Here is a 12,760-nt window from a genome sequence, read left to right on the forward strand (position 1 = left end):
GCTGCCAATGGCTACGCTCGACGTGCTGATCAGCACTACTGCGCCGGATGTTCCGCTGCCCGCCTACGCCCACCCAGGCGATGCGGGCGCGGACATCACGACGCGCGTCGACGTGACGTTGGCACCCGGGGAACGTGCGACGGTGCCGACTGGCATCAAAATTGCGCTCCCTGACGGCTTCGTTGCCCTGATTCATCCGCGTTCCGGGCTGGCGGCCAAGCACGGCGTCACGATCGTTAATGCGCCGGGCACGGTCGACGCCGCCTACCGTGGCGAGATCGCTGTGACCCTGCTCAACACCGATGCGACGCAATCCGTGACGTTCGCCAGGGGCGATCGCATCGCCCAGCTGGTGATCCAGCGGGTCGAGCGGGCCGCGTTCGTCGAGGTGGAACGGTTGCCGGGCACTCACCGCGGTGAAGCGGGCTTCGGCTCGTCCGGCAACAGCACTCAGCCGGTGGATTCGGAGACTGCCTAGATGCCGTCCCTGAGGCACGGGATCGACACCACCACCCCCATCAGCGACATCCAGGCGCGCACGTACGCTCGCGTGGAAGGTCGGATCGTGTGGGTGCAGGTCGAGCCCTCGGACGCGCAACCGCGGCTCACCGCGCGCATCGAGGACCCCTCCGGCCGCATGGACGCAGTTTTTCAGGGTCGACGCGTCATTCCAGGGATTGAGCCCGGTCGCCGGGTGGTACTGGAGGGGCGGGTCTGCGAGGCGTTGGCCGTTCCGCTGATGTATAACCCGCGCTATGAGTTGGGGGCGGGAGCGTGAGCAGCCCGAACGAATCACACGAGCCCACTGAACCCCTGGCCCGAGGGGCGCGTTTGCTCGGTGGGGACGAGTTCTCCTTTGCCGCGGCCATAGGCGGTCCTCGCGGATTCGTCGAGTCGATCCTGCCCGGGTTGGTCTTCGTCGTGGCCTACATCACCGTGGGTGGCTTCAAGGTGCCAGTGATTGCGTCTGTGGGCATTGTGGTCGTCATGGTGGTAGCGCGCCTCGTGCAGCGCACCCCGGTGACCCAGGCCATGTCGGGAGTGTTTGGCGTGGCGCTAGGAGCCGTCTGGGCCTGGCGCGCGGGCGATGCGGGGGAGTACTTCCTCCCCGGCCTGTGGATCAACGCGGTCTACCTAGTTGGCGTCCTCATCACGATGGCGGTCGGCTGGCCCATCGTCGGGGTCGCGGTTGGCCTGTTCCGCGGCATCGGGACGTCGTGGCGCAAGGATCGTGAAATCCGTCGACGTATGCAGTGGGCGACGCTGGTTCTCGCGGCGACATTTGGCTTGCGGCTGCTGGTGCAGGTTCCGCTCTACCTGGCCGGCAACGTCACCGCACTCGGCACAGCCAAACTGGCGATGGGGATTCCGCTCTTCGCGCTCAGTCTGTGGGTGATGTGGCTGTTAGTGGGGTCCGTAGGACGGCCGCAAGCGCCTCTGGATCAGCCTCAGCCGAAATAACGAACAGCAGCTCGTCGCGCGCCTCCAGAGTGTCCTCGGGGCTAGGCGAGATGGTGCGGTCGGAGCGCATGATGCAGGACAGGACGATCTCGCTCGGCCACTGAATCTCGCGTAGGAGAGCGCCCACCACTGGGGAGTCCGGCGGCAGCGTCACCTCGACGATCGAAGCGCCCGACTGGTGGAACGTAAACACCTTCACCAGGTCCCCAACCGCGACGGCCTCCTCGACCATCGCCGTCATGATGCGCGGGGTCGACACTGCCACGTCGACGCCCCATTGGGCGTCGTACATCCACTCGTTGCGCGGGTTATTGACGCGCGCAACCGTCCGCGGAACACCGAACTCGGTCTTCGCCAAGAAAGAGATCACGAGGTTGGCCTTGTCGTCGCCCGTCGCAGCGACGACGACGTCCATGGTCTCCACGGCAGCCTCCCGCAGAGCGGCGAGCTCGCACGCGTCGGCGAGCATCCACTCGGCCTCTGCGACCTGGGCTACCCGCATCGAGCCGGGGGAATTATCCATCAACAGGACTTCGTGGCCGTGCTCCAGGAGGTCGTGAGCGATTGACCTGCCGACGGAGCCGGCGCCGGCGATGAGTACCTTCATGACTTGACCGTCCTGGGTCGTGAGAGCGCGCGCTCGGCATTCTTGGAGACTGCGTTGGGCACCACGAAGTAGACCTCGTCGCCCGACTGCAGGAGAGAACCGGGTTCGGGCAGCGTCGCCTCGCCAAAACGCACCACGTAGGCGATCCGGCACTCGGAGGCGCCCTCGATGTCCGTGAGCAGATGCCCCACCCAAGACTTGTGAGGCGCGAGCCTGCGGATCGACACACCCGCGGTGGAGTCGACGTAGACAGAGTCGGTGACGCCGGGGAGCAGTCGCGACACGATCTGCGAGGTGGTCCAGGGGACGGGGGCGACCGTGGGAATCCCCAGTCGGCGATACACGTCTGCACGGCCCGAGTCGGAGATTCGCGCGACGACGTTCTCGACCCCGTAGGTCTCGCGCACCACGCGGGCGGCGAGGATGTTGGAGTTGTCTCCGTCGGAGACCGCGGCGAACGCGTACGCATCCTCCACGCCCGCTGACACGAGTGTCTCGCGGTCAAATCCGATGCCGGTGATCTTCTGACCCTGGAAAGATGACGGGAGTCGACGGAAAGCGTCGCCGGTGCGGTCGATGACGGCCACGGAGTGACCCCGCGACTCAAACTCTTCCGCTAACGACGCTCCGGTTCGACCGCAACCCATGATGACGATATGCACGAGACCCCACGCTATACCCGATGAGCCTAAGATGGTGCGACGTGCGACAGTTTCTGGAAAGGCTCAAGGGGATCGTCTTCGGACGACCCATCGCGACTGACCGCGCGCGGCCGATAATTCTGCGGACTCGGCTTGCCCTGCCCGTCTTCGGTGCGGGCATCGTTTCCGCCGTCGCGTACGCGCCCGATGCGGTGCTCGACGCCCTGCGCCGCGGCAGCCAGCAGAGCGCGATGCTCGCGGTGTCTATCGGCGTGTTGGCCATCCTGTTGCTGCTTGGGTTCGCCTACCGGTCCAACGTGCACCAGCGCCCCGACGAGCGTGGCGACTACGGGCTTGTGCGCGACAAGCTCGGAAACCAGGCGGGAGTCATTACCGGCTCGGCGCTTCTGATCGACTACCTGTTTACGGTCGCGGTCTCCGTGGCCGCGCTCGCACACTTCCTGCGCTACCTGGTGCCGTGGGCGAACGACTGGCACACGGTCATCGCCGTCGGCGCGATTGCGATCATGACGCTGGCGGCGCTGCGCGGAGTAAGCGACCGCACCAGGATCCTGTTGCTGATCTTCTTTGGCTTCCTGGCCGTCATCGCCATGGTCGTGACGTTCGGCATCGCAAACCACACCGACTCCGGTCTCGCGCCCATCGCCTCCGATGCGCCCACCACGATGACCGTCCTGTTCGCCTACGCGGGCGCCATTGCCTCGGGCGCCGTGATGGTGACCGGCATCGAGCACCTCGCCGCGGCCGGGCCCTATCACGCGGAACCGCGTGGCAAGCGGGCTGGACGCACGCTGCTGATCGCGGTGGCGTTGGCCGGCGCGGCGTTCGTCGGAGTGTCGTGGCTCGTGTGGTCCTACCGCGTCACCGGATGGACCGAGGGGCCGGTGCTCCTCCAGGCCGCCCAGCGGGCCTTCGGCTCCACCTGGGTGCTCTGGATAGTCGCCTTGGCTGCGGTAGCGATCCTGTACGCGGCCGCATCGGCCGTCTTCAAGCGCTTCGCCAACCTGACCTCGCTGCTGGCCCGCGACTCGTACCTGCCGCGTCAGCTTGCCATTCGCAATGACCGGCTGGTGTTCCGCGGCAGCGTGCTGCTGGTCGGGGTGCTGTCCGCGGTGCTCGTGGTCGCGGTCGACGCCCGGCTTGACCAGCTCATCCACATGTACGTGATCGGCGTGTTCACGTCGATCGTGCTGAGCCAGTTCGCCATGGTCCGGCTCTTCAGCGGCAGGCTCGCGCTCGCGCCGGTAGGCAAAGAGCGGACGCGCATGGCACTCACTCGAGTGCTGCACATGGTCGCCGCGATCGTGGCGGCTTCGGTATTGGCCGTGGTCGCGATTTTCAACTTCCTCAACGGCGCCTGGGTGGCGCTCGCCATGATCGTGGTCCTGGTCGTCATGATGCGGGGCATCGAGAGGCACTACAGGCACGTCGCCGCGGAACTCAAGATCGTGCCAGGGGACCACACCTCCGCGCTGCCCAGCGCGACTCACGGCATCGTGCTGGTCACGCAGCTGCATCGCCCGGCGATGCGCACGCTCGCCTACGCGAAGGCCGCGCGCCACTCCTCGCTGGAGGCCGTTTCGGTGCGGGTCGAGCCCGCGGCCGCCGCCGCGCTCCAGGAGGACTGGGGCAAGCTCACCGCGGGCGTCCCCTTGGTCATCCTCGACTCGCCCTACCGCGACGTCGTTGGCCCGGTCCTCGAATACGTGCGATCCATTCATCGCGACAGCCCGCGAGACGTGGTGGTCGTCTACGTACCGGAGTTCGTCGTGGGCCGCTGGTGGGAGAGATTCCTCCACAACCGCTCGACCGTGCGACTACGGTCACTTCTCTTGCACATGCCGGGCGTGGTGGTCGCCGCCGTGCCCTGGCACCTTGAATCAGCGCAAAGTGCGCGCGAAGCCGCCCAAAACGGCAAGAAACGAGACATTACGTGAGCACAGTCCGCCTGACCATTGGCAGCCCCGCACATGGAGGCCACTGCGTCGCCAGGCACGACGGCCGAGTCATCTTTGTCCGCCACACCCTGCCCGGTGAGGTAGTCGAGGCGCGTCTGACTGAACAGGAAGACGGCGCGTCCTTCTGGCGTGCCGATGCCGTCGAGATTTTGGAGGCGTCGCCGGATCGCGTGCCGTCCGCGTGGCCTGAGGCAGGCCCCGGCGGGGTAGGCGGGGGAGAGCTCGCGCACGTGTCGCTGGAGGGTCAGCGCGCCTGGAAGCTCGCCGTGATGAAGGAGTCCTTCGAGCGCTTCGCGGGGCAGGAGTTCATCGGCGAGGTGAGCGCCGCGCCCAGCGACGCAGACCGCGGCGGGCTTGCGTGGCGCACCCGGGTGGGTGCGATCGCGGACGTCGAGGGCCGCGCGGCGATGCACCTGTTCAGGTCCAAGGAGATCGCGACGCTCGAGTCGATGCCGCTGGCGCTGCCCGCAGCCGCTGAGGCGTTGCTGAGTCAGCGATTCCCGGGTGGCAGCAAGATTCAGGTAGTCGTACCTGCCGATGGTGAGGCGCGCGTGCTTGTAGAAGGCGTGAGGTGGAACGGTGGCCGGCGCGATAAGCGCGACAACGCGCCCGCCAGCGTGACGGAGCGCGTCACCGTCGACGGAGAGACCTACGAGTACCGCGTCGCTACCGGCGGGTTCTGGCAGGTACACACGGACGCACCAGAGACGATGATTCGCCAGGTGCTCAACCGCATCGGCGACGCGCCAGCGGTGTGGGACCTCTACGCCGGCGCCGGACTCTTCTCGGTAGCGCTCGCGACGGCGGGCAAGCGCGTCATCAGTGTCGAGACTGACGAGACCGCCTCGAAGAATGCGCGCCGCAACCTGCACAGCTTCGAGGGCGCGACGGTACTCAACGGCGACGTGCGCAAGACGCTCGCCGCCGCTGGGACAGATCCCAAGCTAGCGTTGGGGGACGACGCGGCAGTGTTGCTCGACCCGCCCAGGTCGGGAGCCGGGCGCGCGACGCTGGAGCGCATCGTCGAGCAGAATCCTGCGCGAATCGTCTACGTCGCATGCGACCCCGTCGCGCTCGCTCGCGACGCGGCACTGCTCGCCGAGCGCGGCTACACGCTGAAGGACGCCGAGGCGTTTGATCTGTTCCCGATGACCCACCACGTCGAGGCGATTGCAACTTTCGAACGGGCCTAAATGAGCGCCAGGCGCCGCCCGCGTGGCGCCTGGGTGAGCGAGGATGAGCGCGTCTTCCGGATAGGATGGGCGCAGATATCTATACGGAGGAATACATGAGCGAGAACACACTTGGAGCCAAGGCCACGCTGGACGTGGAGGGCAAGTCATACGAGATTTACCGGTTGAACGCTGTGCCGGGGCTCGAGAAACTTCCCTACTCGCTCAAGGTTCTCGCCGAGGCATTGCTGCGCACCGAGGACGGTGCGAACATCACCGCAGAGCACGTCAAGGCGCTCGCCGAATGGGACCCGAAGGCGGACCCCGACACGGAGATCCAGTTCACTCCGGCACGAGTGGTGATGCAGGACTTCACCGGCGTGCCGTGTGTGGTCGACCTCGCCACCATGCGTGAAGCCGTCGCCGAGCTCGGCGGCGATCCCACCGTCATCAACCCCCTTGCACCCGCAGAGATGGTCATCGACCACTCCGTCGTGATCGACGTCTTCGGCCGGGACGACGCCCTTAAGCGCAACACCGACCTGGAGTACGAGCGCAACCGCGAGCGTTACCAGTTCTTGCGTTGGGGCCAGACTGCCTTCGACAACTTCAAGGTGGTGCCCCCGGGAACCGGAATTGTCCACCAGGTCAACCTCGAGTACCTGGCGCGCGGCGTTATGACGCGTGACGCAAACGGCGTGACGCAGGCCTATCCCGACTCGTGCGTGGGCACCGACTCGCACACCACCATGATCAACGGCCTGGGCGTACTGGGCTGGGGCGTCGGCGGCATCGAGGCGGAGGCAGCGATGCTCGGCCAGCCCGTGTCGATGCTGATCCCCAAGGTCGTCGGCTTCAAGCTGAGCGGCAAGATTCCCGCCACCGCGACCGCCACCGACGTGGTGCTCACCATCACGCAGATGCTCCGCGAGCACGGCGTTGTCGGCAAGTTCGTCGAGTTCTACGGCGAGGGTGTTGGCGCCGTCCCGCTCGCGAACCGCGCGACCATCGGCAACATGTCGCCCGAGTTCGGATCGACCGCGGCGATGTTCCCGATCGACGACGTCACCATTGACTACCTGAGGCTCACCGGTCGCTCCGCAGAGCAGGTTGCGCTCGTGGAGTCCTACGCCAAGACTCAGGGCATGTGGCACGACCCGTCCGCGGACGGTTACGTCGAGCCGGCATTCTCCGAGTACCTCGAGCTGGACCTCACCACCGTGGTCCCGTCCATCGCCGGGCCCAAGCGCCCGCAGGACCGCATCGAGCTCACCAACGCCAAGAACTCGTTCGGTCACGCGATCCTGAACTACGCCAAGCACGAGGCGCAGGAGACTCGCGGTCTCGACGAGTCCGTGGAGGAGACGTTCCCGGCCTCCGACCCGATCGCTGCGGAGGCACATGCAGGCGACGCTCCGGCTCCCCGCGAAGACTTCGAGGGCGAGGTCGAGGGGCGCCCCACCAAGCGCGTGCCGCTGACCATGGCGGACGGCACACAGACCGAGCTCGACCACGGCGCCGTCGTGATCGCCTCGATCACGTCGTGCACCAACACGTCGAATCCCTCGGTGATGCTCGCCGCCGGACTGCTGGCACGCAACGCCAACCGCAAGGGCCTGAACGTGAAGCCCTGGGTCAAGACGTCGATGGCGCCCGGCTCCAAGGTAGTCACGGACTACTACGAGAAGGCTGGCCTATGGCCCGACCTCGAGGCGCTCGGCTACCACCTGGTGGGTTACGGTTGCACCACGTGCATCGGTAACTCCGGCCCGCTACCGGAAGAGGTTTCCGCGGCGGTCAACGAGCACGACCTCGCGGTGGTGTCCGTGCTGTCCGGTAACCGTAACTTTGAGGGGCGCATCAACCCCGACGTGAAGATGAACTACCTGGCGTCGCCGCCGTTGGTGATCGCTTACGCGCTCGCCGGCACCATGGACTTCGACTTCGAGTCGGAGTCGTTGGGCAAGGACTCCGACGGCAACGAGGTCTACCTGCGCGACATCTGGCCCGAGCAGTCCGAGGTCGACCAGATCGTCGGATCCTCCATCACGGAGTCGATGTTCGAGAACGGCTACGCGGATGTCTTCGCGGGCGACGAGCGGTGGCAGACGCTTCCGACTCCCGACGGCAAGACGTTCGAGTGGGACGAAGACAGCACCTACGTGCGCAAGCCCCCGTACTTCGAGGGTATGTCGATGGAGCCCGCCCGGGTCAAGGACATCAACGGCGCACGCGTGCTCGCGTTGCTCGGCGACTCCGTGACGACCGACCACATCTCACCTGCGGGCGCTATCAAGGTCGACAGCCCGGCCGGCAAGTACCTGGACGAGAACGGCGTGGACCGCAAGAACTTCAACTCCTACGGGTCGCGTCGCGGTAACCACGAGGTCATGATTCGCGGCACGTTCGCGAACATCCGTTTGCGCAACCTGCTGCTCGCGGACAAGAACGACGGCGCAGGGGTTGAGGGTGGCTTCACGCTCAACCTGCTGACGGGCGAACAGGACACGATCTACGACGCAGCTCAGGCCTACGCCGCGGCTGAGGTCCCGCTCGTGGTGCTCGCAGGCAAGGAGTACGGCTCGGGTTCCTCCCGCGACTGGGCGGCCAAGGGCACCAGCCTGCTGGGCGTGCGTGCGGTGATCACCGAGAGCTTCGAGCGCATCCACCGATCAAACCTGATCGGCATGGGCGTGCTCCCGCTGCAGTTCCCCGTGGGCGAGTCCGCCGCTTCGCTCGGCCTCGACGGAAGCGAGACGTTCGACATCGACGGCGTCAGCGCGATCAGCGACGGCGCACACCCGCGTGTACTCACCGTCAAGGCGACCAAGGCCGATGGCTCGGCCGTCGAGTTCGAGGCCGTCGTCCGCATCGACACCCCGGGCGAGGCGGACTACTTCCGCAATGGCGGCATCCTGCAGTACGTGCTCCGCTCGCTCGTATCCCAGTAGTTCGCGGGCAAATAGTTTCACGGTTCGCCGTCGTCCCCACGGGCGACGGCGAACTTCATCTTTGGTGACGCCAATACGTCGTACAGTGGGAACAGTCCAGGTAAGGAGGCATGGTGCTTGAGGAAATCGGCTCGCCGGATGACCTGCGTGATCTCACAACCGAGCAATTGGCTGAGCTCGCGACCGAGATCCGCGAATACCTAGTCGAGGCAGTGTCGCGCACCGGCGGGCACCTGGGCCCAAACCTTGGCGTAGTAGAGCTCACGCTCGGCATTCACCGCGTCTTTAACTCTCCCCACGACCCGATCGTGTTCGATACCGGGCATCAGGCCTACGTCCATAAGCTCCTGACCGGGCGTAACGACTTCAGCGATCTTCGCAAGCGCGGGGGACTGTCCGGGTACCCGTCGCGGGCTGAGAGCGTACACGACATCGTGGAGAACTCGCACGCCTCCACGGCGCTGTCCTGGGCTGCCGGAATCGCGCGAGGGCACACCATCAAGGGGGAGACCGACCGGACCACGGTGGCGGTCATCGGTGATGGCGCGCTGACCGGCGGCATGGCCTGGGAAGCGCTGAACTCGCTCGGAGATGCTGACGATCGAGTCGTCGTCATCGTCAACGACAACGGTCGCTCCTACGCGCCCACCATCGGCGGCCTCGCTCGCAAGCTCGACGGCATCCGTACGGACCGGCGCTACGAGGACTTTTTGGGATGGGGCAAGCGCACCTTCGAGAACCGCGGCGCGTGTCGCAACTTTGCCTACCGCACCGTCATGCACGGCAAGCAGGCACTTAAGGGCCTGATCCAGGAGCCCAGCATGTTCGACGACCTGGGTCTCAAGTACGTAGGCCCCATCGACGGTCACAACCTCGAGCACGTGGAGGCCGCGCTTCGTCACGCCCATGAGTTCGGCGGCCCGGTGCTGGTGCACGTGCTGACGGAGAAGGGCCGAGGATATTCGCCGGCCGAGAAGGACGTCGCCGATCGCTTCCATGCGGTGGGCAAGATTCACCCCGAGACCGGGCTCCCCATCGAGGCCTCGCGCTTTGGGTGGACAAAGATCTTCGCCGACGAGATCGTCACCGCAGGGCACGAGCGCGACGACATCGTCGCGCTCACCGCGGCGATGCTGGCGCCGGTTGGCTTGCAGCCCTTCGCCGACGAATTTCCCGACCGAGTCATCGACGTCGGTATCGCGGAGCAGCACGCCGTGACCTCCGCGGCGGGACTGGCCTTCGCCGGGCTCCACCCGGTGATCGCCGTGTACGCGACGTTCCTGAACCGCGCGTTCGACCAGCTGCTCATGGACGTCGCCCTGCACAAGGCCGGCGTGACGTTCATGCTGGACCGCGCTGGCATTACCGGGGACGACGGCGCGAGCCACAACGGGATGTGGGACATGGCACTACTGCGTCACGTGCCCACTCTGCGGCTCGCGGCGCCGCGTGACGAGCCCACCATGCGCACGGCCTTCCGGGAGGCGCTCGACGTCAACGACGCCCCCACGGTGGTGCGCTACCCCAAGGGTCCGGTTGGGGACAACATTCCTGCTATTCGCACTGCGGGCGCGATTGATATCCTCGCCGAGCACGGATCAGGTGAGGCGGCAGACGTGATCGTGTTCGGCATCGGCTCGATGGCGGGGACGGCCATCGAGGTGGCAGGCAAACTCGCGGCAGACGGTCGCAACGTCATCGCGGCCTCGGCTACGTGGGTGCGCCCCGTACCCGACGGTTTGGCCGAGTTGGTTGCGGGTGCCCAATTGGTGATCACCATCGAGGACGGGCTGCGCGATGGCGGAGTGGGCGAGGAGTGGGCCGACGCGGTCCGTGACTCGCGAGTGGCTAACGCCGCGTCCGTGCGCTGGGAACACCATGGCGTGCCCAAGGAATTCCTGGATCACGCGAGCCGGGCCCAGATCATCGAGCAGATTGGCTTGGACGCGTCCGCAATCGCGGACGTCGCCCGGGACGCTCTCGCAAGCAGTTAGGCCTCGGGCTCGCCCGCATCGTCGGATTCCACTGCTGCGGCGGCGGTAGCGAAGGCCTCCACCAGCACGGGGGTAGTGAGGTCGATCTGCCACTGGCGCGCGCCGCGGCTTGCGAGGAAGTCACGAATCCACGCTTCGTCCTGGCCGGGCGTCGCCTCGGGGCGGAACTCCCAGCAGGTGCGCCGGAGAGCATCGGGCTGAAGCAGGTTCTCCGCGGGCACGGTGTGTTCGTCGACCAACTTCTGAATCCCGTCGCGAGCATGGGTCAGACGCGCTGCGGCGGCTGGCCGCTTGTCCTTCCACATGCGCGGTTGCGGGGGGCCGTCCCCGGCAGGACCCCGTCGCGGCGGCAACTTCTTCTCGTGTAGAGCCATGGCCTCCTCGACCGCGGCGTACCACTCGCGGGCGCGGCGACGAGTGCCCTTGGACTGCCATTCGCGAATGGCGACCAGCTCATCGAACGAGGCGGGCTTGGCCTGCGCCGCAGCGACGATTGCCGCGTCGCGCAGGATCCGTCCGGGAGAGGTGTCGCGCCGCTGGGCCTCGAGCTCGCGCGCCTCCCACAGGCATTTCACGATGGCGAGGCCACGGGGGTCACGAATCTGGTGAGAGCCAGAGGTCCGTCGCCATGGGTCCACGCGTGGAGTAGCCGGGGGAGCGAGGCGCACCGCTTCGAACTCCTGTCGGGCCCACTCGAGCTTGCCCGCATCCGCGAGGTGCTGGTGGATGCCGTTGCGCAGTTCGATGAGAATCTCAACGTCGAGCGCCGCATAGATCAGCCAGGACTGCGGCAGCGGTCGGGTCGACCAGTCCTGCGCTGAGTGCTCCTTCGCGAGCGCGAGGCCCAGTTCTCGCTCGACCACCGCGGCTAGGCCGACCTTGGGCCAGCCGAGAAGCCTCGCGGCCAACTCTGTGTCGAAAACCGCCGCCGGGTGCATTCCTAGGTCGTGCATACCGGGAAGGTCCTGGCTCGCCGCGTGGAAGATCCATTCGGCGTCGCCCAGTGCCTCTCCAAAGCTTGAGAGGTCTGACACCGCGTCGGTGTCAATAAGAATCAGTCCGGCGCCTTCGCGCTTGAACTGGGCGAGATAGGTCGCCTGTCCGTAGCGGAACCCGGACGCGCGCTCGGCGTCTGCCGCTACGGGGCCGGTGCCCTGGGCGAAACGAGCGGCTGCCTCCGCGAGGGCCTCGGGGGTGTCGATCACGTCTGGCACGCCGTCGGCGGGCATCGTGAGCGGTGTAGCGGGGTCGACTTCGGGCACGCTCTCCGGGTCTTGTTCGGGTGCGGCCGTAAGGTTTTCGCTCACGAGGTCCTTCCTGGCAGCATCGTGACGCCCTCCGGAACCGGAGGAATACCGGCGCACGATGCAAGTAGTTCGGTCCACGCCACGATGTGTGGCGCGATGTCTGACGAGTCGGGAGTCCAGGACACCCGAAGCTCTACGTTTACCTCGGAGGGGCGCTCGGAGAGTTCGCCGAATGATCTGGACACGACCTTAGTGACCGTACCGCCTCGCGCGTGGTGGGGAGTGCCATCGAGCGCGTCGGAGAGCCACGACCACGCGACGTCAGCCCACATCTCGTCCCCGCCGACCTCCGCCTCGACCACTGCCTTCACCAGCGCGATCACCCGGAAGGTGCCGCCCCAGGCGTCCTGGCCGTCCGGATCGTGGAGCAATACGAACCGTCCAGAGGACTCGGCGTCCTCGAGGGCTATCTCGCCGTTGATAGCCAGCGCGTATGGCGCGATGCGGCTGGGGGCGGGGGTCTCGACCAGGGCTACTTCGGGTCGAGTGGGCGCGCCCTGGAGCGACCGCAGAGCCTCCTGAAAGGACTGCGGGGCGGCTCCAATGTCCTGACCCATAAGCCGAGCGTAGGCGGGGCGCGCCGCACAGCCCGTACGCCACGCGGTCACCGACCCTCTAGGCTGGACGGCGTACCCAACCCCCTTCTCA

Annotated in this window: 11 protein-coding genes; 7 read left to right on the forward strand and 4 right to left on the reverse strand. The window is 66.6% G+C overall.

What is annotated here, in order from left to right; translation table 11 throughout:
- Positions 1-7 precede the first annotated feature (7 nt).
- The 3 genes from dut to ACQU6B_RS05800 are packed head-to-tail and all read left to right on the forward strand — an operon-like array spanning position 8 to position 1,461.
- A complete protein-coding gene (gene dut, locus ACQU6B_RS05790; RefSeq protein WP_430869095.1) occupies positions 8-478 on the forward strand; it encodes a dUTP diphosphatase in 471 nt (156 codons plus the stop codon).
- Positions 479-778, forward strand: coding sequence for an OB-fold nucleic acid binding domain-containing protein (locus tag ACQU6B_RS05795; protein WP_430869096.1), 300 nt, complete (start codon positions 479-481; stop codon positions 776-778).
- Positions 775-1,461, forward strand: a complete 687-nt coding sequence (locus ACQU6B_RS05800) for a DUF3159 domain-containing protein (protein ID WP_430869097.1) — start codon at positions 775-777, stop codon at positions 1,459-1,461. The genes ACQU6B_RS05795 and ACQU6B_RS05800 overlap by 4 nt, the downstream gene beginning before the upstream one ends.
- Here the strand turns inward: ACQU6B_RS05800 and ACQU6B_RS05805 are convergent.
- The gene (locus tag ACQU6B_RS05805) at positions 1,382-2,068 is read right to left on the reverse strand and encodes a potassium channel family protein (protein ID WP_430869098.1); all 687 of its coding nucleotides are present in this window, start codon (positions 2,066-2,068) and stop codon (positions 1,382-1,384) included. The genes ACQU6B_RS05800 and ACQU6B_RS05805 overlap by 80 nt on opposite strands.
- Positions 2,065-2,730, reverse strand: a complete 666-nt coding sequence (locus ACQU6B_RS05810) for a potassium channel family protein (RefSeq protein ID WP_430869099.1) — start codon at positions 2,728-2,730, stop codon at positions 2,065-2,067. Before ACQU6B_RS05810 ends, ACQU6B_RS05805 begins: the two co-directional genes overlap by 4 nt.
- Positions 2,731-2,771: 41 nt before the next feature.
- Between ACQU6B_RS05810 and ACQU6B_RS05815 the strand changes: the two genes are divergently transcribed.
- The 4 genes from ACQU6B_RS05815 (at position 2,772) to dxs (ending at position 10,805) form a co-directional block, all read left to right on the forward strand.
- Complete coding sequence (locus ACQU6B_RS05815; RefSeq protein ID WP_430869100.1) at positions 2,772-4,667, forward strand: APC family permease; 1,896 nt, start codon at positions 2,772-2,774, stop codon at positions 4,665-4,667.
- Positions 4,664-5,881 (forward strand): class I SAM-dependent RNA methyltransferase, encoded by a 1,218-nt coding sequence (locus ACQU6B_RS05820; RefSeq protein ID WP_430869101.1) that lies wholly within the window; start codon positions 4,664-4,666, stop codon positions 5,879-5,881. Before ACQU6B_RS05815 ends, ACQU6B_RS05820 begins: the two co-directional genes overlap by 4 nt.
- A gap of 95 nt (positions 5,882-5,976) precedes the next feature.
- Positions 5,977-8,811, forward strand: coding sequence for an aconitate hydratase (locus ACQU6B_RS05825; protein WP_430869102.1), 2,835 nt, complete (start codon positions 5,977-5,979; stop codon positions 8,809-8,811).
- Positions 8,812-8,921: 110 nt separating this feature from the next.
- Entirely contained in the window at positions 8,922-10,805 is a 1,884-nt protein-coding gene (dxs, locus tag ACQU6B_RS05830) for a 1-deoxy-D-xylulose-5-phosphate synthase (RefSeq protein ID WP_430869103.1), read from the forward strand.
- On the opposite strand, the gene ACQU6B_RS05835 is transcribed toward dxs, so the two are convergent.
- Positions 10,802-12,112 carry an HRDC domain-containing protein gene (locus tag ACQU6B_RS05835; protein ID WP_430869104.1) on the reverse strand — a complete coding sequence of 437 codons (1,311 nt, stop codon included), beginning with the start codon at positions 12,110-12,112 and terminating at the stop codon, positions 10,802-10,804. The genes dxs and ACQU6B_RS05835 overlap by 4 nt on opposite strands.
- The gene (locus ACQU6B_RS05840) at positions 12,109-12,669 is read right to left on the reverse strand and encodes a DUF3000 domain-containing protein (protein ID WP_430869105.1); all 561 of its coding nucleotides are present in this window, start codon (positions 12,667-12,669) and stop codon (positions 12,109-12,111) included. The genes ACQU6B_RS05835 and ACQU6B_RS05840 overlap by 4 nt, the downstream gene beginning before the upstream one ends.
- Between the last annotated feature and the right edge of the window lie 91 nt (positions 12,670-12,760).

It is taken from the genome of Demequina aurantiaca, from assembly GCF_050598105.1.
Lineage (GTDB): Bacteria > Actinomycetota > Actinomycetes > Actinomycetales > Demequinaceae > Demequina > Demequina aurantiaca_A.

Excerpts from the sequence above, each read along its gene's own strand:
- dut (WP_430869095.1), top strand. The coding sequence starts at position 8 with ATGGCTACGCTCGACGTGCTGATCAGCACTACTGCGCCGGATGTTCCG.
- ACQU6B_RS05795 (WP_430869096.1), top strand. The coding sequence starts at position 479 with ATGCCGTCCCTGAGGCACGGGATCGACACCACCACCCCCATCAGCGAC.
- ACQU6B_RS05805 (WP_430869098.1), bottom strand. The coding sequence starts at position 2,068 with ATGAAGGTACTCATCGCCGGCGCCGGCTCCGTCGGCAGGTCAATCGCT.
- ACQU6B_RS05825 (WP_430869102.1), top strand. The coding sequence starts at position 5,977 with ATGAGCGAGAACACACTTGGAGCCAAGGCCACGCTGGACGTGGAGGGC.
- dxs (WP_430869103.1), top strand. The coding sequence starts at position 8,922 with ATGGTGCTTGAGGAAATCGGCTCGCCGGATGACCTGCGTGATCTCACA.
- ACQU6B_RS05840 (WP_430869105.1), bottom strand. The coding sequence starts at position 12,669 with ATGGGTCAGGACATTGGAGCCGCCCCGCAGTCCTTTCAGGAGGCTCTG.